At 30.6% G+C, this 24624-nt stretch carries 31 protein-coding genes and 2 pseudogenes; 22 read left to right on the top strand and 11 right to left on the bottom strand.

Features of this window, described 5'->3' with window-relative positions; genetic code table 11:
- The first annotated feature begins 110 nt into the window (after positions 1-110).
- Positions 111-2075 (top strand): zinc-ribbon domain-containing protein, encoded by a 1965-nt coding sequence (locus tag ACFO3L_RS00290; RefSeq protein ID WP_379962789.1) that lies wholly within the window; start codon positions 111-113, stop codon positions 2073-2075.
- A gap of 3 nt (positions 2076-2078) precedes the next feature.
- Here the strand turns inward: ACFO3L_RS00290 and ACFO3L_RS00285 are convergent, their stop codons facing one another.
- Positions 2079-2630, bottom strand: a complete 552-nt coding sequence (locus ACFO3L_RS00285) for a tyrosine-type recombinase/integrase (protein ID WP_379962788.1) — start codon at positions 2628-2630, stop codon at positions 2079-2081.
- 314 nt (positions 2631-2944) lie between these two features.
- Between ACFO3L_RS00285 and ACFO3L_RS00280 the strand changes: the two genes are divergently transcribed.
- Positions 2945-3298, top strand: coding sequence for a helix-turn-helix transcriptional regulator (locus tag ACFO3L_RS00280; RefSeq protein ID WP_311982615.1), 354 nt, complete (start codon positions 2945-2947; stop codon positions 3296-3298).
- A gap of 50 nt (positions 3299-3348) precedes the next feature.
- On the opposite strand, the gene ACFO3L_RS00275 is transcribed toward ACFO3L_RS00280, so the two are convergent.
- The 5 genes from ACFO3L_RS00275 to ACFO3L_RS00255 form a co-directional block, all read right to left on the bottom strand.
- Positions 3349-4338, bottom strand: coding sequence for an ABC transporter permease (locus tag ACFO3L_RS00275; RefSeq protein WP_379962787.1), 990 nt, complete (start codon positions 4336-4338; stop codon positions 3349-3351).
- Between the two features lie 13 nt (positions 4339-4351).
- Complete coding sequence (locus ACFO3L_RS00270) at positions 4352-5293, bottom strand: ABC transporter ATP-binding protein (RefSeq protein WP_379962786.1); 942 nt, start codon at positions 5291-5293, stop codon at positions 4352-4354.
- A gap of 174 nt (positions 5294-5467) precedes the next feature.
- A complete protein-coding gene (locus ACFO3L_RS00265) occupies positions 5468-5767 on the bottom strand; it encodes a hypothetical protein (RefSeq protein WP_379962785.1) in 300 nt (99 codons plus the stop codon).
- Between the two features lie 234 nt (positions 5768-6001).
- Positions 6002-6298: a hypothetical protein gene (locus ACFO3L_RS00260; RefSeq protein ID WP_379962784.1), complete on the bottom strand. Its 297-nt coding sequence runs from the start codon at positions 6296-6298 to the stop codon at positions 6002-6004.
- Between the two features lie 2 nt (positions 6299-6300).
- On the bottom strand, positions 6301-6582 hold the full coding sequence (locus tag ACFO3L_RS00255; protein WP_231473655.1) for a DUF2089 family protein: 282 nt from the start codon (positions 6580-6582) through the stop codon (positions 6301-6303).
- A gap of 321 nt (positions 6583-6903) precedes the next feature.
- Here ACFO3L_RS00255 and ACFO3L_RS00250 point away from each other — a divergent pair, with 321 nt between their 5' ends.
- Both ACFO3L_RS00250 and ACFO3L_RS00245 read left to right on the top strand, forming a co-directional pair.
- Positions 6904-7236, top strand: a complete 333-nt coding sequence (locus tag ACFO3L_RS00250; RefSeq protein WP_166161750.1) for a PadR family transcriptional regulator — start codon at positions 6904-6906, stop codon at positions 7234-7236.
- A gap of 1 nt (position 7237) precedes the next feature.
- On the top strand, positions 7238-8053 hold the full coding sequence (locus ACFO3L_RS00245; RefSeq protein ID WP_166161752.1) for a DUF1129 domain-containing protein: 816 nt from the start codon (positions 7238-7240) through the stop codon (positions 8051-8053).
- A gap of 164 nt (positions 8054-8217) precedes the next feature.
- Here ACFO3L_RS00245 and ACFO3L_RS00240 read toward each other — a convergent pair whose 3' ends face one another.
- Entirely contained in the window at positions 8218-8667 is a 450-nt protein-coding gene (locus tag ACFO3L_RS00240) for an NUDIX domain-containing protein (protein ID WP_379962783.1), read from the bottom strand.
- A 136-nt stretch (positions 8668-8803) separates the two neighbouring features.
- On the bottom strand, positions 8804-9235 hold the full coding sequence (locus ACFO3L_RS00235) for a GNAT family N-acetyltransferase (RefSeq protein WP_338192674.1): 432 nt from the start codon (positions 9233-9235) through the stop codon (positions 8804-8806).
- 883 nt (positions 9236-10118) lie between these two features.
- Between ACFO3L_RS00235 and ACFO3L_RS00230 the strand changes: the two genes are divergently transcribed.
- The 9 genes and pseudogenes from ACFO3L_RS00230 to ACFO3L_RS00190 form a co-directional block, all read left to right on the top strand.
- Complete coding sequence (locus tag ACFO3L_RS00230; protein WP_059348312.1) at positions 10119-10331, top strand: helix-turn-helix transcriptional regulator; 213 nt, start codon at positions 10119-10121, stop codon at positions 10329-10331.
- On the top strand, positions 10318-10719 hold the full coding sequence (locus tag ACFO3L_RS00225; RefSeq protein ID WP_379962782.1) for a hypothetical protein: 402 nt from the start codon (positions 10318-10320) through the stop codon (positions 10717-10719). Before ACFO3L_RS00230 ends, ACFO3L_RS00225 begins: the two co-directional genes overlap by 14 nt.
- Positions 10720-10824: 105 nt before the next feature.
- Positions 10825-11013 carry a DUF6440 family protein gene (locus tag ACFO3L_RS00220; RefSeq protein ID WP_379962781.1) on the top strand — a complete coding sequence of 63 codons (189 nt, stop codon included), beginning with the start codon at positions 10825-10827 and terminating at the stop codon, positions 11011-11013.
- 113 nt (positions 11014-11126) lie between these two features.
- A complete protein-coding gene (locus ACFO3L_RS00215; RefSeq protein ID WP_091636864.1) occupies positions 11127-11408 on the top strand; it encodes a hypothetical protein in 282 nt (93 codons plus the stop codon).
- 123 nt (positions 11409-11531) lie between these two features.
- Positions 11532-11885 carry a helix-turn-helix domain-containing protein gene (locus tag ACFO3L_RS00210; protein ID WP_379962780.1) on the top strand — a complete coding sequence of 118 codons (354 nt, stop codon included), beginning with the start codon at positions 11532-11534 and terminating at the stop codon, positions 11883-11885.
- A 233-nt stretch (positions 11886-12118) separates the two neighbouring features.
- Complete coding sequence (locus ACFO3L_RS00205) at positions 12119-12613, top strand: PH domain-containing protein (RefSeq protein WP_235145796.1); 495 nt, start codon at positions 12119-12121, stop codon at positions 12611-12613.
- Positions 12603-14030 carry a PH domain-containing protein gene (locus ACFO3L_RS00200; protein WP_379962779.1) on the top strand — a complete coding sequence of 476 codons (1428 nt, stop codon included), beginning with the start codon at positions 12603-12605 and terminating at the stop codon, positions 14028-14030. The genes ACFO3L_RS00205 and ACFO3L_RS00200 overlap by 11 nt, the downstream gene beginning before the upstream one ends.
- A 488-nt stretch (positions 14031-14518) precedes the next feature.
- Positions 14519-14884 carry a DnaD domain protein gene (locus ACFO3L_RS00195; RefSeq protein ID WP_379962790.1) on the top strand — a complete coding sequence of 122 codons (366 nt, stop codon included), beginning with the start codon at positions 14519-14521 and terminating at the stop codon, positions 14882-14884.
- 146 nt (positions 14885-15030) lie between these two features.
- Positions 15031-15309, top strand: a pseudogene (locus tag ACFO3L_RS00190) (DUF2812 domain-containing protein); the annotation flags it as partial.
- An 89-nt stretch (positions 15310-15398) separates the two neighbouring features.
- Here ACFO3L_RS00190 and ACFO3L_RS00185 read toward each other — a convergent pair.
- On the bottom strand, positions 15399-15860 hold the full coding sequence (locus ACFO3L_RS00185) for a DUF3021 domain-containing protein (protein WP_073470557.1): 462 nt from the start codon (positions 15858-15860) through the stop codon (positions 15399-15401).
- Positions 15857-16288, bottom strand: a complete 432-nt coding sequence (locus ACFO3L_RS00180; RefSeq protein WP_073470556.1) for a LytTR family DNA-binding domain-containing protein — start codon at positions 16286-16288, stop codon at positions 15857-15859. Before ACFO3L_RS00180 ends, ACFO3L_RS00185 begins: the two co-directional genes overlap by 4 nt.
- Before the next feature lie 252 nt (positions 16289-16540).
- On the opposite strand from ACFO3L_RS00180, the gene ACFO3L_RS00175 reads away from it, so the two are divergent.
- The 5 genes from ACFO3L_RS00175 to ACFO3L_RS00155 all read left to right on the top strand — a co-directional run bounded on the left by ACFO3L_RS00175 (position 16541) and on the right by ACFO3L_RS00155 (position 20405).
- Positions 16541-16678 carry a hypothetical protein gene (locus tag ACFO3L_RS00175; RefSeq protein ID WP_002321670.1) on the top strand — a complete coding sequence of 46 codons (138 nt, stop codon included), beginning with the start codon at positions 16541-16543 and terminating at the stop codon, positions 16676-16678.
- A 53-nt stretch (positions 16679-16731) separates the two neighbouring features.
- On the top strand, positions 16732-17349 hold the full coding sequence (locus ACFO3L_RS00170) for a recombinase family protein (protein WP_002321671.1): 618 nt from the start codon (positions 16732-16734) through the stop codon (positions 17347-17349).
- Between the two features lie 533 nt (positions 17350-17882).
- Positions 17883-18686, top strand: a complete 804-nt coding sequence (lnu(G), locus tag ACFO3L_RS00165) for a lincosamide nucleotidyltransferase Lnu(G) (protein WP_025785293.1) — start codon at positions 17883-17885, stop codon at positions 18684-18686.
- A 403-nt stretch (positions 18687-19089) separates the two neighbouring features.
- Positions 19090-19764 carry a response regulator transcription factor gene (locus ACFO3L_RS00160; protein WP_101152101.1) on the top strand — a complete coding sequence of 225 codons (675 nt, stop codon included), beginning with the start codon at positions 19090-19092 and terminating at the stop codon, positions 19762-19764.
- Positions 19765-19829: 65 nt separating this feature from the next.
- Positions 19830-20405, top strand: a complete 576-nt coding sequence (locus ACFO3L_RS00155) for a sensor histidine kinase family protein (protein ID WP_379962791.1) — start codon at positions 19830-19832, stop codon at positions 20403-20405.
- A gap of 5 nt (positions 20406-20410) precedes the next feature.
- Here ACFO3L_RS00155 and ACFO3L_RS00150 read toward each other — a convergent pair.
- Positions 20411-20569: pseudogene (locus ACFO3L_RS00150) on the bottom strand (ATP-binding cassette domain-containing protein); the annotation flags it as partial.
- 608 nt (positions 20570-21177) lie between these two features.
- Here ACFO3L_RS00150 and ACFO3L_RS00145 point away from each other — a divergent pair.
- The 4 genes from ACFO3L_RS00145 to ACFO3L_RS00130 all read left to right on the top strand — a co-directional run bounded on the left by ACFO3L_RS00145 (position 21178) and on the right by ACFO3L_RS00130 (position 24529).
- Positions 21178-21786, top strand: coding sequence for a TetR/AcrR family transcriptional regulator (locus ACFO3L_RS00145; RefSeq protein ID WP_025785297.1), 609 nt, complete (start codon positions 21178-21180; stop codon positions 21784-21786).
- A 43-nt stretch (positions 21787-21829) separates the two neighbouring features.
- Positions 21830-22693, top strand: a complete 864-nt coding sequence (gene mle / locus ACFO3L_RS00140) for an alpha/beta fold macrolide esterase (protein WP_025785298.1) — start codon at positions 21830-21832, stop codon at positions 22691-22693.
- Between the two features lie 11 nt (positions 22694-22704).
- Positions 22705-23613 carry an Mph(B) family macrolide 2'-phosphotransferase gene (locus ACFO3L_RS00135; protein WP_025785299.1) on the top strand — a complete coding sequence of 303 codons (909 nt, stop codon included), beginning with the start codon at positions 22705-22707 and terminating at the stop codon, positions 23611-23613.
- A 388-nt stretch (positions 23614-24001) separates the two neighbouring features.
- Entirely contained in the window at positions 24002-24529 is a 528-nt protein-coding gene (locus tag ACFO3L_RS00130) for a hypothetical protein (protein WP_379962778.1), read from the top strand.
- The last annotated feature ends 95 nt before the right edge of the window (positions 24530-24624 follow it).

Here is a 24624-nt window from a genome sequence, read left to right as displayed (position 1 = left end):
ATTGACCATAAAATGAAACAGATGATTGATAAAATTTAGCCCTTTATAAAAGGTATGAATTATTCAGGATAGTAATTTCTAGTTAATAATTTAAAAAAGGGGGTAATATTTTGGATAAAGGGATAGTCATTTTCAAAAAAACTAAAGAAAAAATTATAGATATTATCGAATCTTTAAAAAGTAGTAGTTATGAGGTTACTCAAAATTCAAAAAATAAAACTACTGGAATATATATGATCTATATCGACGGATTTGAAAGTAATGAAGTTCTTCCAATATACATCGGAAAATCAATAGATATACAAAAAAGGTACAAACAACACTATACTGAATTGCTCGCTTTAAATCGATTAAGCTATGAAGAATATAAAAAATACTTTTTTTTGAAAAATACTTCTTTTTATGATGGTCATTTTAAAACAAGTAAGATATTTAAGTATATGGTTGAAAATCAAAAGACTCTAAAAGATTTTCATATGATTATATTAGAACAAACTGATGAATCAGAGTTAGATTTTAAAGAAAAAAAATACATAAACGAATTTAACTCCTGCTATTTTGGGTTTAATCAACTTAATTCACTTACAGACTTGATAAACTTACAAATGACTAAATCTAAACACAGTGAAAAAGATATAGTTAATTATCTAGATGTAGTTAACCATGATATTTATTCTTGTAAAATTTATCAAAACTATGGGTATACATCTTTTAATTATCTATATGCTATGCCTAAAGAGATAAAAGATACGTTTAAACTAGCTTTAGAGGACTTTAGTTGGCTTGAAAATGATATAACAACTATTGAAAAAAAAATATTACATCTAAGCAGGCAATTAGGGGACCGCAGTATGCGATCTCAACTAAAGGCAAGGAAGAGTATGCTAAAATTAAGGCAAACTAAACTGGAATCAGAAAAACAATTTGAAGTTTTTTATAATGAAAAGTTAGAAAACGATTTCAAAATAAAAAAAATATATAATGAAGTTTATAAACAAATACAAACTCGAAATAAGGATCAAATAATTTCAGTAGAATCATTCAACGAATACTACTTTCCACGATATTTTGAGACAAATTTAATACAGTCCTTTAGGGATGAAGATATATATAAGGCATTTGTAAAAAAAGAAAACTACAAAAGTGAATATACGGACGCTTGTGAAAAGTTTCAAAAACTTCGTAGTATCAATAATAAAGAACTATATACAAAAATATTTCCTGAAAATACATATAAACGATTCCCATTAAAAGATAATTATCAAAAAAAAACTATTCAACTATTAGAAGACTACCAAAAAGAAAATACGTGTTATATTAATATTTTTATATCGAACAATGCGAATAATAGAAGTATAGACATTGAAAAACAGCCTGATATCTTAAATATTACGTATACTTATACTGATAAAGATGGAATCAGTTTAAATAAGGACTGTTTTATAAAAAGCAAAATAACAAGTAATAAAATTTTTTTAGACTATATCGAAAAAAATTTTTATGATCCATACGCTTTTAGACGTCAACCTTTTACTATAACGATGATAGACGACGGCTATATTTCTAATAGTTTCATATCAACATTAGCTGAATATAAACATGGGATAAATGATTACACTGTAACTCAGCATGAATTATTAGAGTTAGATTTAGTTTTAAATCAAATAGAAAAATTAATAAATGTTGACACTAGGTTCAAGATTTCTATTTCAGAATCTTATAATTGCCTTAAACAATGTTTTACAACTAAACAGTTACAGAATGAATTTGTATCAAAATTAGTGACAAATAAACTTTTAAAAATCAAAAAACAGCGTATTACTAACAAAAAAGTTACCAATAAAGCAAAGTTAGTAGTAAAAAAAAGTATAGTACACCCTAAAATTAGTAGAGCAGAAAGATATATAGAAAAAGTTAAAAACAAATCTAATGGTAGTATTGAAGTATCCAATTATATATCAAGTAAAGAAAAAGTAACCGCTCTATGTAGAACATGTGGGCATATTTGGTACATAAGAAGTGATCATTTACTAGCTAGAACATATTGTCCAAAGTGCTCTGCAAATAAAAACTAATTTTTAAAATCCGAGTCTAAAATTTAACAATGTTTCGCTGATTTCATCCTCATTGATACCGATATAGCGTTTCGTGATTTTCTCGCTGCTATGACCAAATATTTCCATCAGTGTAGCCACGTCTTTGGTTTTCTTGTAATAGTGGTAACCAAACGTCTTCCGCAGCGTGTGCGTCCCGATATCGTCTCTTCCTAAGAGCTTAGCGACCTTTTGAAACATCTGATAGACCGTATTCACTTCCACATGTCCACCCTTGGTGCTAGGAAACAAATAATCATCTGCTGCCAGATCTTTCGTGTACTCCTGGATTAAGTCCTGCAGACTACTCAAATATAAAATTCGGGTTTTGCCTGTTTTTTTCTCGACAATACGGGGATTTTTTGAGGAAATCAGGTCTTGTTTCTTTAATTTAACGATATCGGACATGCGCAAACCGCTATTAATGCCGATCAAAAACAGAAAAACGTCTCGATCTGCGTTTTTATTGCGCCTTAAACAGAATAAAAAGTCGTTTATTTCTTGTCGCGTTCTTAATGGTTGGACGTTGTAACTCATTTAAAAGCCCTCTCCTCTCACAAAAGTGATACATGATTTTGTTTAGTATACCATATAATCATGTGTTGGAGGGTGGTGTGAAAAAAGAACCCTATTAAAACAGGATTCCCGATACACGTTTTTATGTAAAATAGTGTATCCTAAAATAAAAAAAGGGTTTGTCTTATTATGACAAACCCTTTTTTTTATTAAGTCGCAAAGACTGATATAATAACGTTGCAATTGAGATTTGCTAAAGATATGTGAGCTTGCAATTTTTAATTGCTAGGAGACCTTTTCAAAACACATTATTCTAAATTTGGGAGATAAATACAATGCTAAATGAGATTTTAAAAGAAAAAAGAAAAGAATTTGATCTAACTCAACAGAATGTTGCTGATCATTTGAATGTCACACGACAAACAGTGTCAAGTTGGGAAGTTGGGAAAAGTTTCCCTGATATTTCAACATTAATTAAAATCAGTGATTTTTATCAATTATCTTTAGATTATATGTTAAAGGGGGATGTCAATCTTATGAAAAAAATCAAAAAAGATACAAATGATTTAAAAAAATATCAAAATATAAAAGAGATTTTAAAGATAATTTGTTATGGCTTACTCATCATAGCTTTCTTTTATTTAGCTGGACATGCAATTGGAAAAGGTTGGGCTTACTATACTCAATAAATTATGATTAGGAAAAAAGAATATATACTTTATACTTCTCAGAATAAATTTTAAGCTAATATATCTTTTTTATTAAAGAAATAATACGTTATAGACAATAAGAAAACAAGGTAAAGACTATTTAGTATTAAAGAAAAAGAAAGCGTCATACCTTCAACTGAAGGATTATTACCTGGTAAGTAGTTCGTCAAATTCCAATTAGCCATCAACAAATATTTGGCTAGCTCTGTTTTAGTAGATAAATAGGCCATTAATGGCGGTCCTAAAAATAATAAGCCTAATGTTGTACCTAAAGATAAAGACGTGTTTCTACTAATCGTCGAAAGAGTAAAAGCAATTGTCGCAATGATAATGAGATAAACAATATTACTCGCTAGTATTCCTAAAAAATACATCCAAAAATTAGAATGCATATACGTTCCATCTGATGATAGATAAACATATTCAGTAGTCGAATTGATTTCAGAAGTAAACAGTGCAACTACAATTGTGCCTATGTATAAACTCATATAGTAAGTCACGGTTATTAGCAGTGTAGCAATATACTTAGAAGTTAATATTTTTGATCGAGAGTACGACCGTATAAGCAATAGTTTTATCGTTCCCATTGAAAATTCTTTCGAAACCATAGCGCTTGCTATAATCGTAACAAAAATACCTATCAGTAAATTCAACCTAGATGTACCTACTAAAGATTTATAAAGATTGTTGTTAGATGTTGGCTTAATGCCTTCTTTTAAGTGATAGTTTAATCTTTCTATTTCATCTTGATTATCGCTGGCTGTAAGTTTATTAACAAATGACACCTCTGATTCACTAGTCAATAGTTTGGTATTTGCTTCCTCTAAGGTAGTAATTTGATTTGCTGCTTGATCTTTCCAGTCATTGCCATACGAAATATCCTCAAACGCTGCTTCATCATTAAATAATACTGGCATTAGGCTTAGCAAGGCAGCTGCTCCTAAAATAATAATCAACGTTATGTAGTTATTTTTTCTAAAAAAAACTTTATTCCATTCATTGATAACAAGATTTAACATAGTTTACTCCTTCTTATTTCAGTGTAAGATTCATAAATTTATCTTCTAATGTATTTTCTTTTGATTCGATACTATAAATAGCGATATTATTTTCAACAAATAAGTTAATGATATTTGGGATTTCCACATTTGAAGCAGCTAATTGAAATTCAAGTAACTCATCTCTCACTTGGCTAGTTAGTTGGTATTCTTTCGCTAATAATTCTTGAGCTTTATCAATAGGCGTTACCTTGAGTTGATAATTTCTATGATCCGTTTTTTCTTTTAAATTTTCAATCGCTATTAATTCACCTTCTTTAATGATTGCGACTCGATCACACATTAATTCGATTTCACTAAGAATATGACTCGATACGATTACTGTAACCCCTTTTTCGTGAGCTAATTTTTGGATATATTGTCTCAATTCTTTTATTCCTGCAGGATCTAACCCGTTAGTTGGTTCATCCAATATTAAAACTTTTGGCGTATTTAATAAAGATTGGGCAATACCTAACCGTTGTCTCATTCCTAAAGAATAGGTTTTAACTTTATCGTTTATTCTGCTTTTTAAATTTACAAACTCGATAACCTCATTTATTTTTTCGGGTGAGATATCTTGGTGCATTCTGCTAAAGTATTTCAAGTTTTCTAATCCCGATAAAAAAGGATACATTTCGGGATTTTCGACTATTGCACCAACATTTTCTAAAGCTTCTTTATGATTCGTTTGCACATCATGACCACAGATTTTTACGCTACCCGCAGTTATATCAATTAGACCAACAATCATTCTAATGGTCGTTGTTTTCCCAGCTCCATTAGGTCCGAGAAGTCCAAATACTTCTCCTTTTTTTATATTAAGAGATAAATCTTTAATAATCTTTTTTTTACCAATAGTCTTACTTAAATGATTTATTTCTACATTAAATTCCATAGTATCTCCTTTGTCTTTTAGTAATTGTTTAGTTATCATTCTTCCGTATTAATTTCTATCCTCCTTATAAGCAATACCTTATTATCTACTTTATAGCCTTTATTTAAAAGAACTTACTGGTTTACATAGTAGCAACCAAGGTTGCTACTATTATTTATTGCCTTACTTTATCTAATTTAGTACCTTAAATTAAACAACCTCATGTACTCGTAGCTATTGCATATTTTGTTGGTCTTTTGCTTTCATTTTATCTAGTTCTCTACTTAGTTCTTTTTGCTTTTTCTTATAACCCATTTCCCAAAAAGAACTAAGAACCGCTAAACCGATAAAAGGCCTAAATATATCGCTTATAGAAAATTCTAACGTTCCATTCATTAGAAACCATATATTAAAACCAATAAAAACTATTGGAAAAATCCATCCTAAAACTTTATGTCCGTTATATCCAAAATAAGATTGTGTGATTCCAATTATTACTACAAAAATTAATCCAATGATATATATCCAATACATACTTACACCCCTTTCTTATAGTTGTTTATACTTTCGTTAGCGCCATCTAAACTAATGTTATCTTCAATAACCATTTGCACAACTGAGCTTACAAAAGAATTGCTTTCTTGATCAGAATACAACTTAACGTTATTTATTATTCGATCTAATCTTAGTCTTGCTGTTTGATAACTGATATCACATATTTTGCTAATCCGTTTTAACGAATTATGTAATTCCAAATATGTAAAATTATTACATACTTTGTTGATCCTTTGCTTTCATTTTATCTAATTCTTTATTTATTGCCTTTTGTTTTTTTTCATAACCGTTATTCCAAACACCGGCCAGAGTAAATAAGACAAGTAAAGGCATTAAAATATCTCTCACAGAAAATGTCATTGTTCCTTTTATTATAAAATAGATAACAAGTCCTATAAAAATGACAGGAAGAATCATTCCTAATTTTTTATAATCTCTGTATCCAAAATAATATTGTAAACATCCTAATGTTACTAGACCAATAAAACTACTAATATATACCCAATCCATAATTATACCTCTTTCTTATATTTTTTTATAATCTCATTAGCGCTATCTAAACTAATTTTATCCTCGATAACCATTTGCATAATTGAACTTACAAACGGATTATTTTCTTGCTCAGAATACAATTTAACTTTATTGATTACTCTATCTAGTCTTAGTCTTACGGTTGGATAACTGACATCATATACTTTTGCTAGTTCTTTTAATGAACCCGACGCTAATATAAGCTGTCTAATAAACTCTTTTTCTTCATTTTCTAAGTAATCAAACCAAGGATTACTTTCCATATAAAAGCCTCCTTTTTAATTATTGTCCATTATAACTTTAACATAATAATCAATAAAGTTAAAGTGAATATTAACTTTATTGATTATTATAATTTAAAAAGAAGCAATCCTAATTTAGAATTGCTTCTTTTATGGATACACGACTTTATCTAATTTCATGTATTAAAAGCAACCTATTAATTCAAAGTAATGGGTTGTTTCTTTGTCATCTTATAACAAAATAAAATTAAAAAATATAGAAAATAACTATTATGCTTTACAATCTAGATTCTATTTGGTATAACTAACTTGTAAAACATACTAGATGATGGGAGGGATGGCATGGATAATAAAATAAACTCTCAAATGTTGAAAGGAATTTTATCAGGTAGCATTTTACTTTTACTTTATCAAGAAGAATTATACGGTTATAAACTGAGCGAAAAACTTACTAAGTTTGGCTTTACTGATATTCCTAAAGGGACAATCTATCCTCTTTTGCTCTCACTGGAAAAAAAAGAATTGATAAAAGGGACCTTGCGTGATTCTGATACAGGTCCAAAAAGAAAATATTATTCTCTTACCGAAAAAGGGCTAATAGAAAAAAATGAATTTACAGTGCAATGGAATAAGTTGAAAGAAAGTGTTGATAATCTGGTAGAAGGAAGTGAATGAATTGAAAGAAAAAGAATTGATTGAGACAAATGCTGTCTTACAAGAATCGTTGACAAAAGAAAACGAAAAATACTATGGAAACTTACTTATTTATATTAGAATAATGGCTTTTTTCAGAGATGTGAAAAAAAGCGAAGAATTATTATTAGAAGTTTTAAGGGATATTTTAGATGCTCAAGAACAAGGTCTTTCCGCAGAAGAATATTTTGGAGAAAATCCAAAAAAAGTCGCTGACGACATTATTAAACAGCTGCCTATTAATCTTTTAGATACTGTAAAAATAATTCTAATTGCTTTAGCAAGCTATAGTATTTTTAGTATTTTACCTAAAATTATTTTTCCAGATGAAGACCTAGATATTGGAAGTCTATTAATAAGCGGATTCTACTGGACTGTTATGGTTATTTTTGCTCTATGGCTTTTAGGGATTAGCTTATATCGATTTAAAGACAAATTATCTAAACTAGTTTTACTTTTATTAGTTGGATTAGGCGTCTCAGTTGGCTTTTATATAAGTTTTGTAGTATCTACATCATTCAAAGTAAATCTTAGTGGAAATTTAGGCATAGTTACCATCATTCTTATATCTGGAATAGTTCTCTATCTGTTTTATAAAGAAAAGGATAAAAAATTATGGGCACCTTTTCTTCCGTTTATAGTTACTTATGGTATTTTGGGAATTCTTACTAGAATAGACATTTTTTCAGAATTATTAAGTTCAAAAGAAGGTAAAATAGGTGTAGGTGTTATTTTAGGAATCTTACTTCTCCTTCAATACGTATTCATTTACTTAACTAGCAAACAATTAAACAAATAATTTTTCTGATAACTTTAAAATAACTGTAATGTAATAATTTTTAAGAAAAGATAAAAAAAGAACCTTGATTTATCAAGGTTCTTTTTACACTATTCTATCTAATTACATGTATGAATTAAACATCGATAGTTGTATAAATGGTAATCATAATGGATTCATTTCATTCAATCCTTATTTATCAAGTGAATAATATTACTTTGATTTTTGTAACCAACCAATTGATTAAGAATATTAGGTCTTAGGTCCTTTATGACATCTAAAGTTTCCCATATAATATCTTGGTTGCTGTTATCTATACCAGAATATTTTTTTCTTTTTTTTATTTTACCTTTGTAAACAAAAAGAAATTCATGAAAATCTTTTTTTGACTGTTTTTCTAGGAAGAAATTTTCAATTATTGAAAATAATTCTATTTCGTAAAGTTCTTCCCCGGTTTCTTCTAAGACTTCTCGTTTTATTGCTTCAATAGTAGTCTCAGAGAATTTTACTCTTCCACCAGGTAAAGAAATTATTCCACTAGGAAATTTGGAAACGAGTATATTGTTCCGACTTTCTATCCATGCTGCTACTCTAATATTTAATTTTCCTATATCTGTATTTAATGTTAGATCCATATTAAATTACTCCTTTAGGGTATCAGTTCTTCATTAACTGCTTAGCTGCATGATATAAAGATTCTTCTATATTCATTATTTTCCTCACTAACCCTTTTTAGATAAAATAGGATTCTGATTTTATTATTATGTAGGATCAGAAAGCTTTTAAAAATCTTTTTTGAGATTTATCAGATGTATAACCGATGGCCTCATAAAATTTATGTGCTTGTGTTCTTTTTTCTCCTGAATTTAGTCTTATTCCTTCAAAATTTCTTTTTTGTGCTTCCTCTTCAAGGGAAATCATTAGTTGTTTACCAATTCCTTTTCGGCTAAATTTTTTATCTACCGCAAGAGCTAATACATTAAACATAGGCAGTGAATACAGGCTTTCATACACTTCAGCATGAAGGTATCCGGCTACTTCATTGGTTATATCATCTTCATAAATTAGAAAATAGTGGTGTTGATCCTTGATTAGTTTACCTAATTGGTGATGAGTTAATTCCAATGGAAAATCATATCCTAATTGTTCCGTATTGATTTTCTTTAAGGTTGCTGCGTCTGTTAATTCAATTGGTCTTAAAATAATAATCACTCCTTAATAGTAAATGAATTCATTTATCGCTTTACTACGTAGCAAACTATATAGATAGTAAGCGTGTCTACCAGTTGCTTAACTCTTTTTTCTAAGATTAATGATGCTCATAAGGCATAGAATTATTATCAAGATTAAAAGGATCTGGACAACTATAGGTCGGCTGGATAAAAATAGACTACTTAGTAAGCTTAACACTGATATGACTGCGAAAATGCCTGTAAATTTAGAATGCATAAAATTCCTCCGTATAAATATTTTTGATTGAAATCATATGTTTTCTTATTCATTTAAACATACGTTTTTTAAAAAGAAAAATCAATATTGTATTAGTTTGTAGACTATATCTTTATTAAACTTTAGAGGGAGGTGTACTCCTCTTTTTCTGTTTAAACAACATTTATTTAAAGATGAGATGTCATTACTATCCGAATCAGCAGATGTGATTTTAAGGTTTCCATTCCGTTCATATCAGTTGGTTAACTTAGGTAGTCAACTTATCGCTTTTTTTTGTGACAGCTGGTTGGCTAGGATTGATTCCCTAAGAATTGAAAATTTTATTATCAATGAAAATATTTATATGGGACTTTACTTTTTGAATGTCAGGATGAAACAATAAGTCTTTCTATATTTTTAATACACGATTCTAAGCAATTTCATGTATTTATAAAGCAGAAACTGAGTTTGTCACATTAAGAATTGAGTAAAACTCAAGGTATAATTTAAAATAAAATCTTTTAAAATTAACTATTTGATCAAATAGTTAATTTTTTATTTTCCAAATATGGAAAGCAAGCTTGACACAGAATTATAAAAATGGTACTATTTTAATGTAAAGTAAGGTTTACATTAATTAAGGGAGGTCTTGTAACTTGTGAAAAATAACCTAGAAGAATTAAGAAAACAGAAAGGTATTAATCAAGAGGATCTAGCTGACACTTTAAAAGTTTCTCGACAAACGATTAGTTCACTGGAAAATGGTCGATACAATCCATCAATTATTTTAGCAATTAAAATTGCTCGTTATTTTGAGAAACCCGTTGAAGAAATTTTTATATATGAGGAGGATAAAAATGAAAAAAAATAAAGTTTTTGGATATACTATGATTGCATTATCTATTGTATCGTTAATCATTCTAATTTTAGGTAGAAGCTCTTTTAGTAGAAATATAGAAATAGTATTAACCCTTATGTTCTCATCATTTTTCAGTATAGGTTTAGTTACTGTTAAGCATAATGCTCTTATGATAAATGATAAAGACTATTCTGTAGAGGTAGAAGATGAAAGAAACAAGTTAATAAAAGAAAAAACAGGGAATATAGCTAATCTAATAAATATAGCTTTGTTAGGAGCAATAACTGTTGTATTTATAGCGTATGATTATATAATCCCAGCAATAATTACTGGTGTCTTTATCTTTTTACAACCAGTTATGATGATTTTCATTTCAAATTATTTAGAAAAAAAAATATAATCTAGTGGGTTTGTCACAATGCTAATTGAGTCAAACTCAACTAGAATATAAATTTCAGTTATGATATTTTAATCGAATAAAAAACTTAAGAAAAGAGTTGAAAATATGAGTAAAGAAAAGAAAAAGAATAAACGCTTTGAAATCATTGAAAATCAAGGATTTGAGCCAACTTATAATGTGATTAGAGATAATGAAACAGGCGTTTTATATATAGCATATAATTCAAATTTTGGCGTAGGTATAACTGTATTAGTTGATCAGAATGGAAAACCGTTAGTAGATAATGATTTTTAAAACACTTCATTAAATCATATCAATTAGCACATAGAAATTTAATAAATAATTTTTACTGAGTTTGTCTTAATAGCAATTGAGTAAAACTGAAAGAAAGTTAAGGAGAATTTAAAATGGATTTTATTTATGAATTAATATTTTTAGGACTTACAGATACAACTCAAAATTCAAAAGTTCCTAGACCTATTCGTATTGTCGCAGCTATTTTGGTAAGTATTATATTCATAATATCTATCATAACTCTTGGAATATATGTAGTTGTTGCTGTAGATCAAGGAATACTTAAAAGATTAATTAGTGCTTTTTTGTTATTAGTAATTGCTGGATATTACATATATCTTTTAAAAGCTATTACAAAAACAAATAAGAAATATTTAAATAAGAATAATGATTAGCCCATAAACATGGATATAGTAGTTTAGCAATTGAAATTTGCTAAAAAAATTCAAGATTGCAAATTTCAATTGCTAGGATATTTCTTCAAAATATATTAATCTAAAATTAGGAGATAAATAAATATGCTAAGTGAGATTTTAAAACAAAAAAGAAAAGAATTAGGTTTAACTCAGCAATATGTTGCAGATCATTTAAATGTGACACGACAAACTGTATCAAATTGGGAGATTGAAAAAAGTTATCCAGATATTCCAACCTTGATAATGGTTAGTGAATTTTATCAATTATCTTTAGATTATATGTTAAAGGGAGATGTCAATCTAATGGAAAAAATCGAAAAAGATACAAATGAATTAAAAAAATATCAAAAAACAAAAGAGATTTTAAAAATGATTTGTTATGGGTTACTCATCGTAGCTTTTTTCTATTTAGCTGGATATGCAATTGGTAAAGGTTGGGCTCACTATACTCTATAAATTACCTAGATTCTACGTCAGTACTTCAAAAAGCATAATCAAAGCCTTGATAAATATGCGTTCCTTCTAAATTCAGCTTTCACCCATTGGGTGAAAGAAAAGTGCTCAAAAATATGTTAAATTATCAGCTTTTATGGTTTTGGCTTGAATTGAAGCAAGCGGTGTTGTAAATTTATCAAGGTATAGAATTATATAGATAAGCCCTAATTAAGAAATTTACAAGGAGTGAGTATATGGAATATCCTTTACTAAAAAATCAATTACCATCATCAATTAAAAAAGTCTGGAAGAAGACCAGCATTATCACTTTTGTTATTGCCTCTATTATAGGCCTTGTCAGTTTAGGTGTGTTTTTCTATTTTGAAAACTTGACAAGGTTTTGGCAGTGGCTTATCGGTATTTATTTCGCAATCGTTCTTATTATATTTTTATTGAATTTTTTCCTGATTGCATATCGATATAATTATTTTCGATATGAAATGACCGAAAAAGAAATCATTTTCCAAAAAGGCTTTATTTTCCGATCGATTACATCTGTTCCTTTTTCAAGGATACAACATATCGAGACGGAGCAAGGACCTCTTTTAAGACAGGAGCAATTAATGGAACTAATTATCCATACCGCAGCAACAAACCACCAGATTGCTGGTTTATCCATGAAAGAAGCACAACAGCTTCGTCAGAGTCTCCTCGTTAAAGTAGAGGAGGTAACAGAAGATGACAACTAAACGTCAGCGATTTCATCCTTCGGTGATTTTAGTTTATTTTATTAGAAATATACGCAGCTGGATATTTCTTATTTTCCTACTTTTCATTAACAATAACAGCTTTTTCTATAATGCATTAGCTCTAGGTGGAATAGTTCTTTTTGTCTTGATCACCAGTTTAGTGAAGTATTTTACGCATACGTACCAAATTTCCCCAGAAAGAATTATTGTTTATAGGGGACTTCTTAAAAAACGGGAAACCGATATCTCCTATGATCGTATTCAGACAATCAAGCAACGCCAATGGTTTTTCTTTAAACCTTTTAATGTAGTAGAAGTGCTAATTGAAACGGCAAGTACCTCACCAGGTGAAGCTGAAGCTTCTTTAAGTGCAGTTGACCACTCACTAGTAGATACGATTGAACAGTATCGAAATAAAGAGTATAGTCATGAAAATACCGAAGAGAATGAGCAAGGAGTTGAAAAAAATAAGATTCACTTTGCTCTTTCTAATAAGGATATTACCCTTTACGCTCTTACAGATGCTAAAGCCATTTTAATTTTGCTTGGAATATTCACGTTTATAACAGAATGGATTCCTGAAGAAATGTTTACTGAAGTAGGTACTGTAGTGGATTATTTTCAAGGATTTCTCATCATCTTTTTATTTTTATTTGTACTTTTTGCTATAGCATTATTATCTTTGGCGAAAAATTTCATCAAGTTTTATCGCTTCCAGTCATCATTAAAGAATGAGACACTTATCTTAGAATATGGATTATTTGAACGAAAAGTGCAGACGATTCCACTAAGTAAAATCCAAGGGATTCGATTGCATAAACAACTGGTTCGCGCACTATTTAATCGCTCATCTGTTGAATTAATTATTATGGGTGGGCAAGAAAAAGAAGAGCAGGGATTGAGCTCAGTATATTTGTTTCCTCTGATTCACAATGCACAAGTTTATGAGGAATTGGCAAACTTTTTGCCGAATATACCATTACAAAAACCACTGATTCAAAAGGTATCTCAAAAACGTCTATGGTATTTCTGGCGATGGAAACTGCTTATAGGAATACCAGGGATTGTCATTGGTTTTAATGTCAACTTACTTTTGGGAATTGGATTATCAATTGTTCTGATTGTTGTTTTGTTGCTTGCTTTAAAAGCAACGCATACGCAAGGTTATACGATTGAGGATAGACGCATATTGGTGTTACAACAATTTCAGGGTCTTTCAACCATCCAACTATTTATTGCTCAAAAGAATATTCAGGCCTTTGTCCAATCCACATCACTTTGGCTTGAAAAAAAGCAATTAGGCCATTTGAAAGTGGCATTTAAAGAAGGGGAGCTCCCTAAAGAAAGTGGATTGAAATTTATAGCCAAAAGCGATGCAGAAACTATCCATAGAGGGTTCTGGAATTCTACGATATAAATCGTGTGACCAAAAAAAGACAAGCCTAATCGATGGGCTTGTCTTTTTTAATTGCTCTTAAAATTAAAAATAATCCTTATGAGAGCTTTCTCATTTTCTTAAAGGTTTTACGCTCTAGTAAGAAATGCATAATTACTTATTCGGTTGAAAAGAATTTGTCTTAATGGCAATTAAGACAAACTCAGAAAAAGTGCTAGAAGGACTGACAAGATTAAGATAGAGTAGATTTTATGCTCTATCTTTTTTCTTTTTAAGATGAAAAATAACCTTGATTACACAAGGTTTGGAACACATGATTTTATAAAATTTCATGTATTGAAAAAATACAATCTAACAAAGGGTGCCCAAATGTCATACGACTACAGAAAAGGAAAAAAGAAGAAAAACGGATCAATGATTTCCTCTCGAATACTTATTTTATTGTTATTCTCTAATTTATATTGTGATATAATAAAAAAATTACATATTATAATAAGAAAGAGTGATTAATTATTGAAATCCCGACAGAACAAGTCAAACAGAACTTAAAAACCTGGTTAACTGTTTTCGATTCAGATGTCATTTTAGAAGCAATGAATCGTACTCAATCAAAAGGCAAATCCTTTGTGTATTTAAATGCCATACTAACCGATTTCAAGCAAAAAGAAGTTAAGACTATTAAAGATATCAAAGAATATGATGAATCATTTAAGCATAAACAACAAAACTACACCAAACCATCACCTCGTAAGGAATCCCTACCAGAGTGGGCTTACTCAGGTTACACAATAAAAGACGAATTGGTTGACGGGGATGTTGACAAGCGCTTTAAAAATAAACTAGAAAAAATAAGAGCTAAAAACAGCACCCCTTAATCTGAATAGGGGAGGAGAGGAAGGGAAGAGTTAGTATGCACTCTAAGAAAAGTACATATAGTAAGTTTTCCGATAGAAAAGAACCGATTTACTGGATTGGTGGGTCTTCTTGTGCTGGAAAAAGTACATTTGCCAGGCAGTTTGCTGTAAAATATGGTTATACTTATGGAACTCTATTTTTATTGTATTTCTTTATTTTTTTTAGTAGTAATTCTTGGAATTTGGATAAGATATTGAACTTTAAATCATGGTATTTTACCCAAGGTTTATGGGAAATGGAGGGTATGTGGTTTTGGAAAGCGTTCATTTTTGAAACTCCGTTTGTTTTACTCCGTGTATTACCGTTATTTTTCTTTCTGTTTTTGGGTATCTATTATCTTTTACGTTCACTTATAAATGATGATTCAACAGTGATAACAAAATAAAATAAGGGAGTAACTTTTGGTTAGAGAAAGTTACTCCCTTATTTTATTTTTGGACAATAGAGTATATCCTAATGAGCTTATTTGGCGGATTACTTCTTATTTCTACGTTGTATCTTTTTATTAATTGAAGTTACTTCTTTTCTTGCAATATTCATAAAAACTAACCACATGATGATATAGATTACAATATAAATGACAGTAAAAATAAAAATATTGTTGAATTTCAAAGGAAACCATCCTGCTAAAATTGCTAATGGCAAGAACCCAATATAAGCAATTAAAAAATGAGTTATAGTCATTTTCAAAATACTCCAATCAGTGGCTTCAAAAATCAACGAACTGAAAGAAAAGACAAGACCTATGCAAGTCCATAAAAGAATAGACACTAACATTGCTGTTGCCGAATGTTCAAAATGATTCATAAATATTGTTGGGGCGGGAGAGTATCTTCCAGACGCAGAGACATAAGAAAATGCTATAGACATAACTAATCCTATAAATGTTCCATTAACAACGCCTGAATATAAGCATAGCGAAATTTTCTTTTTCATGATAATCGCTCCTTTATTTTTTTTAAGTACCTTCTTGATGAGGTTGTGATTTTTCCATTTTGGAATATAACTGTAGTCAAACCATTTGCTGTAAGCTGTAATTCTTTGACTACGTCTAAATTTATAATCTCGGTGTTAGATATTCTAATAAAATTCTCAGGAAGACTTTTTTCAAGTTCATATAAACGATAGTTAATCAATAATTCACTTTGGTTTGTACACCCAAATACTTTTTTTTGACTGGAATAAAAATTAATAAAATGATCAACAGGAATAAATAACTTTTGGTCATTTACAAGTCCATCGACAAAATATCTTCTTGTTTTGATATATGACACAATATCTTGTATGTTTTTTGTTTTTTCTTTTGTTGTTAAAATGACTAAATTATCCTTTAACTCGTTTTCTATCTGTAAATCAACTTCCATTGAAAACACCTCCTCTTCAAATTTAGAATAGCATAAAAATGTATATAATAATTAAATTTATGATAGGTGGTAGTTATATTAGGACAGGTGGTAAGTAGAAGTTATCACTGACTAGATAGTTTGTGTAATTCTCTATAAATTTGCTTCTATAAAGGTCAATAGGGTATACTTATTTGTCCTATAAACTATTTAGCAGCATAATAGATTTATTGAATAGGTCATTTAAGTTGAGCATATTAGAGGAGGAAAATCTTGGAGAAATATTTGAAGAACCCGATTACATGGATTGGATTAGTTCTTGTGGTTACGTGGTTTTTAACTAAAAGTAGTGAATTTTTGATTTTTGGTGTGTGTGTCTTGTTGTTAGTATTTGCTAGTCAAAGTGATTAAATAGAATTCATATCCAATTTATTTTTTTCTTAACAAGGGAGGTGTTTTTTAACATGACTAAAGTAGGGTATGCACGTGTCAGTAGCAAAGAACAGAACTTAGATAGACAACTGAAAGCGTTAGAGGGCGTTTCTAAGGTCTTTTCAGACAAAGCAAGCGGTCAATCGGTCGAACGCCCACAATTACAAGCTATGCTTAACTATATTCGTGAAGGGGATATAGTTGTTGTTACTGAATTAGATCGATTAGGACGAAATAATAAAGAATTAACAGAATTGATGAATCAAATTCAAATTAAGGGGGCAACCCTGGAAGTCTTAAATTTACCCTCAATGAATGGTATTGAAGATGAAAATTTAAGACGGCTGATTAATAATTTAGTGATTGAATTGTATAAGTACCAAGCGGAATCTGAACGCAAACGAATTAAAGAACGCCAAGCCCAAGGAATTGAAATTGCTAAGAAAAAAGGAAAATTCAAAGGGCGACAACTGAAATTCAAAGAAAATGATCCACGTTTACAACACGCTTTCGATTTGTTTTTGAACGGTTTATCCGATAAAGAAGTTGAAGAACAAACTGGAATTAATCGCCGAACGTTTAGAAGGTATCGATCAAGATACAACGTGACAGTCGATCAAAGAAAAAACAATGAAAAGAGGGATAGTTAATGAGTACGGTTATTTTATTATATGGATAATATTGTTCAAAGTAGGTTCTTGACTTGAAAAAACATTCTAACACCTTGTTTGCCAAGAAGGAATAGGACATATAAATGTTCGACTATATGAAAGGAAAAGTCGAATAAAAAAGGAATAATAGGTATAAAGTTAAAGATTTTTCTTGGGTTTGTGAAAAAATGTACTTAAGCTAAACGGGCAGGATAGTTTAAGTGTATTTCTTCACAACAACTTGTACTTTGAACTATGAAGTGTTAATATACTATTAATCGAAAGGAGAGATGGGTGGACAATGAAGAACTAATCTAATTTTTAACAATTGAAATAGTATATTTCAGTTTAAAAACTTAGGATTAGTTTGCCCATTTTTTCATATACTAAATAAATGTAAGACTGAATAGCTAAAAAGGCTACTTAGTTTTATTTGAGTATCGTAAAGAGTGACATGACTAATCCTTCCAACATTATATGGGAGGATTTTTTATTATTCTCCCAGAATCAAAATAAAGAAAGAAGGAATCGAATTGTTAAAACAAAAAGAACTAATGGCAAGGGTTAAGGAACTTGTCCAGTCAGATGAACGAATATCTGCTTGTATGATGTATGGGTCTTTTACAAAAGGAGAGGGAGATCAATACTCTGATATAGAATATTATGTTTTTCTGAAAGATGATACAATTTCCACCTTTGATTCAGCAAAATGGCTAAATGAAGTCGCTTCCTACCATTTACTCTATCAAAATGAGTACGGTACGGAAGTAGTAATTTTTGAAAATCTAATACGTGGTGAATTTCATTTCCTTTCCGAAAGCGAAATGAATATTATTCCTTCATTCAAAGAATCAGGCTACATTCCTGACACAAAAGCAATGTTTATTTATGATGAAACAGGACAATTAGAATTGTATTTATCAGGGTTGGAAGGTTCGGGACCAAATAGACTTACAGAAGAAAACGTAAATTTTTTATTGAATAATTTTTCCAACCTATGGTTAATGGGGATTAATGTTCTTAAAAGAGGGGAATATGCACGTTCACTGGAAATTTTATCTCAATTACAAAAAAATATACTGCAACTCATTCGAATTGCGGAAGAAAATGCCGATAATTGGTTTAATATGACAAAGAATCTTGAAAAAGAAATTAGTCCTGAAAACTATGAAAAGTTTAAAAAGACTACTGCCCGATTAAATGAATTAGAACTATATGAAGCCTATAAGAACTCTTTGCTTCTCGTTATGGAATTTCGAAATCTTGTTGAAAAACAGTATCAGTTAACCGTTAGCAATGATTTTTTCGAAAAACTGTTACATTATATGAATGAATAGAAAAAAACTTATTGTGCTATCGGGTGCTTAATACAAAAAGGAAGGTGAGTGAGAGAATAAAATTCAACTCTTTAATTCCAGAGTTTTCAGTTAAGTACATTGAGAAGTCGAAATGGTTTTATATAGATATACTTGGATTCCAATTAGAATATAAGAGCATAGTAGTAAAGGGGTTAGTCGTAAGGCAGGGATTTTGTTAAGCAAGTTCTTTTAGTGTTTCATATTCTTTACCTTGATGAATACTATGGAATTTACATATGGTAAACTTTAAATAAAAACGACTTTTATGTAACGCTATTTTAATTATGATATACTTTTGAAAAGGTACATAAATTCTAAAGAATATAAATGGATACAGTTATAAAGTGGCATGCTATAATTTAAAGCACTGATGGGTGATTTCATGTATAAAATTATGATGGTAGAAGATGATGAAAAAATTAGAAGAATCGTTTCCGATGTGCTTCACAAATGGAAGTATGATGTGATTGAGGTTACAAATTTTGACCAAGTGTTAACGGAGTTTGAACAGGTCCAGCCACACTTAGTATTATTGGATATCAATTTACCGACATTGGATGGTTTTTATTGGTGTCAGCAGATTCGTTCAGTTTCCAAAGTCCCTATTATATTTCTTTCTTCTAGAAACGAAAACATGGATATTATTATGGCTATTAATATGGGCGGGGATGACTTTGTGCAAAAACCGTTTGATTTAGATATACTTGTTGCCAAAGTAAAAGCACTTTTACGTAGAAATTATTCCTATCGAGATGAAGAATCTGTACAACTTATCCATCGGGGTTTGAAATTAAATATAAGCAATTCGGTGGCTGAATATAAGGGACAGAGCGCAGAGCTATCTCGCAATGAATTTATTATTTTACAATTAATGATGCGCAAGATTGGGAAAATCGTATCACGAGATGACTTAATGCAGGCATTGTGGAATGAAGAGCAATTTGTTGATGATAACACACTGACAGTAAATGTGAATCGTTTACGTCGAAAGGTTGCTAGTCTTGGGTTGAATGATTTTATAGTTACCCGTAAAGGAATGGGGTATATTATCGAATGACTTTTTTTCGGTTTTTACGGTATGAAAAGTCTTATATATGCGTCTATTTAATAGGTTTCATGCTCATGGCTACTGTGTTTTTCCTTGATGTTAATATAAATTTCACTTGGGGAACCTTTTTATATGCCTTTGCTTTATGCACGATTGTATTGATTGGATTTTTAGTATTTCGCTATCAACAAAATGTACGAGCAATCCACAATATTGATCATGAGGCATTTGACAGATTATCTCTAGAAGCTGAGCAGATGCAACAATTAATGGATGAGATGAGAAAAGAGCATATACGAGAAATGAATGCTGTTCAAGAGAAACAAAAAGAACATTATGATTTTATTGTTTCTTGGTTTCATGAAATCAAAACGCCAATTGCTGTCCTCCATTTAATCCAACAAACGGATATAGATGCGAATAGTTTAAGGGAAGAAATCGAGAAAATTGAAAATTATGTTGATCAAGCTCTTTATTATGCTAAATTAGATAGTTTTAATCAAGATTATAGTATAGGGAGTTGCGATATGATTGGCATTGTGAAAGATACGGTGAGAGACCATTCCAAAACTTTTATTTCTAAAAAAGTTCGAATCCTCTTGCCCTCTGAATCGATGTCCTTTACTGTCAACGTATCTAGTAGGTTATAGTCTTGAAAAATAAACCCCATCCGCTTTTGACGAAATTCACGTAATGATTTCTTTTTTACTTCCAATAGCGAGGTCCCTTCAATCCAAATGTTCCCGCCATTAAATGTGTCAATCGTGGATAATGTATTCATTAATGTTGTTTTTCCTGATCCAGATGGACCCATAATTGCGGTAAACTCACCTTCTTCAACAGCTAAATCTATATTTTTTAAGACCTGAGTCTTTCCGTATGATTTAGATAAGTTTTTCGTTTGAATAATTGTATTCATTTGCTTAGTCCCCTTTCAATGTCAATACTATACCTCTGAATAGGATTACCAACCATCGATGTAATATAATGCAACATGACAAATCTGTCACAAATAAAAAATTGCATAGTAGAACTCTCGGTTGGAAGATTAGAATTACTAAAATAATCGTTATCTTATTAAAATATGTTATAACCATCATGAGAGGACTGTGGATATGATTTTATTTTTACAACCATGATTTATATTATTATCTTTTATTGGTCACGACTGACTTTTTGGAGTTAATATAAATAACGAAGGGGGGTTATTGAAGTAACAGGTGCTTATCTTGAATAAAGGAGAGCACCATTTCGCTATAGGGGCAGTTTAGTTGATGAAGCTTACTGAAAATATTATTCCATTACTTTACTGTATGAGAATAATCAAATTAAGTATGCCTTGATTTCTTAATGCACATTATGCTAACATAAAAACAAATGAAAAACTTGTTTTTATGTTTTTATAAGAGAAGGTTTAGGACTATGGCTAAATTCACACAATTAGAAAAAGAAAGGATTAAAAAAGAATTATTTGAAGTGGCATATCGTTTTTTCGTTGAAAAGGGTTTTAAGAGTACTTCCCTTGAGGATATAACTTCGTCTGTTGGCATTGCGAAGAGTACTTTTTATGTATTTTTCCAATCAAAAGAAATGCTATATATGGAGTTGTTATCACATGAGGGAGAGCAAATTGAAAATCAGGTTTGGCCAAAGGTTTTAGCTGCTGAGGATATACGTTCAGCTATAAAAATATACTTAGATGAGATGGCTTTGGAGCTAGAAAATAAGATTTTAACTCAAAGGCTGATTTACGATCTCGAGGAGTACAAGCTTGTATCAAGAAAGCTAAATCCAGAGTATGTTGGATCAGAGAATCTTAGAAGTATCACCCCTCTTATGGACTTTATCAGGTCACGTCAAGATTCTAAGGAGATTATCGACGAAGAACCAAGCGTAATTGCTGGCGTTTTAAGAGCAGCTTTATTAATAGGCTCACAAAAGGGAGATTTACTGGAATACAATTATGAAATGATTAGGGAGTTATTATTCGAAGCTGTTGCTGATCGAATTACTCGGTCTTATTTGGTCTAGGTAAGTATTAATCAGATGAAAGTACTAAAAAAGGTGATAATTCATGACAGAAAAAATAATTCGTTTTAATGATGTTCATATCTGTACTGAGAGTTTTGGAGATATTAATAATCCAACTATCTTGTTAATTATGGGAGCTACTACATCAATGATTTGGTGGGAGGAAGAGTTTTGTAAGAGATTAAGCGATCAAGGGTTTCATGTTATACGCTATGACAATAGGGATGTAGGTAAATCAATTACTTACGAGTATGGCCATCCAGAGTATACTTTTGAGGACTTGGCTGATGATGCAATTCAGGTACTAGATGCGTATAAGGTTGATAAGGCTCATATAGTCGGTATGTCTATGGGAGGGATTATTACGCAGATAGTAGCTCTTAAACACCCAAGCAGGGTGCTTACTATTTCATTGGTTATGACATCAAATTTTGACCCTAGCCTTCCTAAAAAGGATAGTAAAGTAACAGAAGCTTTAGGTGAGCTTAAAATCAAAAATTGGCAAAACAAAGATGAAGTGATAGAGTGCTTTATTAAAAAAAGCAAAGTTCTTATAGGCTCTAAACATATATTTGATGAAGAAAAAATAAGAAGACTGAATGAAGAAGAATTTGATAGGGCTAGTAATTTACAGAGTAGGGATAATCACGGAATTATAAGGGGATGGGGTTCATATTTATCAAGAACTGCTGAAATAAACGCTCCTACATTGGTAATTCACGGAATAGAAGACCCTATTATTCCATACGAGCATGGAGTTCATCTCTCTAAGATTATACCAAATGCTGTATTAGTTACCTTAGATGGTTCTGGACATGAGCTTAACTATAATGATTGGGATGAAATTATTAATTCTATATCAAAGCATGCAGCAAATTTATTACCGAAATTTTTAAAAATTAGATAGGAGTGATTTGAATGGGTAAAGAAATGAAACAAGTTATGGAAATAGCTAAAAAACATAATCTAATTTTAAAGGAAGAAACAATACAGTTTAATGAATCCGGACTGGATTTTCAAGTTGTATTTGCCCAAGATGAAAGTGGTACGGAGTGGGTTCTTAGATTGCCTAGGCGGGAAGATGTTATGCCTAGAACAAAGGTAGAAAAACAAGCATTAGATTTGGTTAATAAGTATGGAAAATCTTTTCAGGCGCCAAATTGGATTATTTACTCAGATGAGCTAATAGCTTACAAGAAGCTAGATGGCGTACCAGCAGGAACTATAGATCATAATATAGGGAACTATGTTTGGGAAATAGATATTAACAATGTTCCAGAATCTTTTCACAAGTCTCTTGGAAGAGTGTTAGCAGAGATTCATAGCATACCGAGTGATAAAGCCGTGGAACTTGACTTAGTAGTACACACACCAGAAGAAGCAAGAATGTCAATGAAGCAGCGTATGGATGCGGTAAGAGCAAAGTTTGGTGTAGGTGAGAATCTATGGAACAGATGGCAAACATGGGTGAATGATGACGATATGTGGCCTAAGAAAACTGGTCTGATTCATGGAGATATACATGCCGGACATACCATGATTGATAAAGATGCTAATGTGACCGGATTAATCGACTGGACTGAAGCTAAAGTTACAGACATTTCGAATGACTTTATTTTCAACTTTAAAGCTTTTGGTGAAGAAGGGTTAGATGCCCTAATTCTTGCTTATAAAGAAGCTGGTGGGTATTACTGGCCTAAGATGAAAGAGCATATTATTGAACTTGACGCAGCATACCCAGTTTCAATTGCTGAGTTTGCATTAGTGTCAGGCATCGAGGAATATGAACATATGGCAAAGGAAGCATTGGGAGTGATAAGTTCGTAGGTGGTTGATGCCTTCGTTGACACGTTCCCACATAATTCGGTTTCCACATAAGTAAAAATCGCTTGTATAGCAGTAAGAGAGATTGTGAAGGATTACTCTTTAACTAAAGGGTGCATTAGTTCAATTAGATGTTAGAATTAATCATTATCTAATCTTAGGCGGAAGAAATGATTAATCGCTTTATAAAAATCCTATAGCATTTGGTGAAGAGAGAACCTGTTTTAAATTAGCCTTTTTTAAAACAGGTTCTTTGTGTTTAAATTAAAAAGTGAGTTCTCTTTGAATAAATATTATTTTAAACCCGAATTTGATTGACTTTTAAACAGAAATCGTCCAAACTAAAAACAAGAATAAACGTTCGGTTTAAAGGTTTGGAGGAGGGGATAAAATGTATAATGCAAAATATCGATTCGTCTGGAAGGCGATAAAATACAATAGAAAACAAGGTGGAGAAATTGTAAGTACACCTTCATTTATTATTGGTCTAGAGGATAGAGAAACAAAAGAAGTTTTCCCTCATCCCATAAGCCATTTTTTGTATAAGAAATACCATAGAAACTCGGGTTCAGTAAATACTGAATTAACTGTGGCGCAAATTATTGTTCCCTTCTTGAACTTTGTATTAGATAAAGTGAATCAAGAAGCGTTAAATTATACTGCAATCAAAGGATTGGTTGACTTACAAGAGTGTCATGCTAATGCTTATTTACAATATTGTGTAGATGAAAAATCAAATAAGAATAGCACTTTAGAAATGAAAGAGAACTTTTTATCCAAGTTTTATAAGTACTTATGGGATGAAAAAGTATTAAAGCATAAGCCCAGATTCAAGTTAGTTTCAGTAAGAACAGGAAAAGAAATCAGAAAGAGGCTGACCCAAAAGTCTCTTTTAAAGAAAACAAGTATTCAAAAATGAGGTAACTCATTTTTGAATACTTGTTTCTTCGTGTTTTTTGTCTAATTTCTTTCTTGTTCTTTCTCCATTTCCTTAGATTTAGTGCCATTAACGCA

The sequence above is a fragment of the Enterococcus eurekensis genome (assembly GCF_042654605.1).
GTDB classification, from domain to species: Bacteria; Bacillota; Bacilli; order Lactobacillales; family Enterococcaceae; genus Enterococcus_I; species Enterococcus_I eurekensis.
Note: the sequence above shows the minus strand (reverse complement) of the source record. Positions and strands in the feature narration are given on the sequence as shown.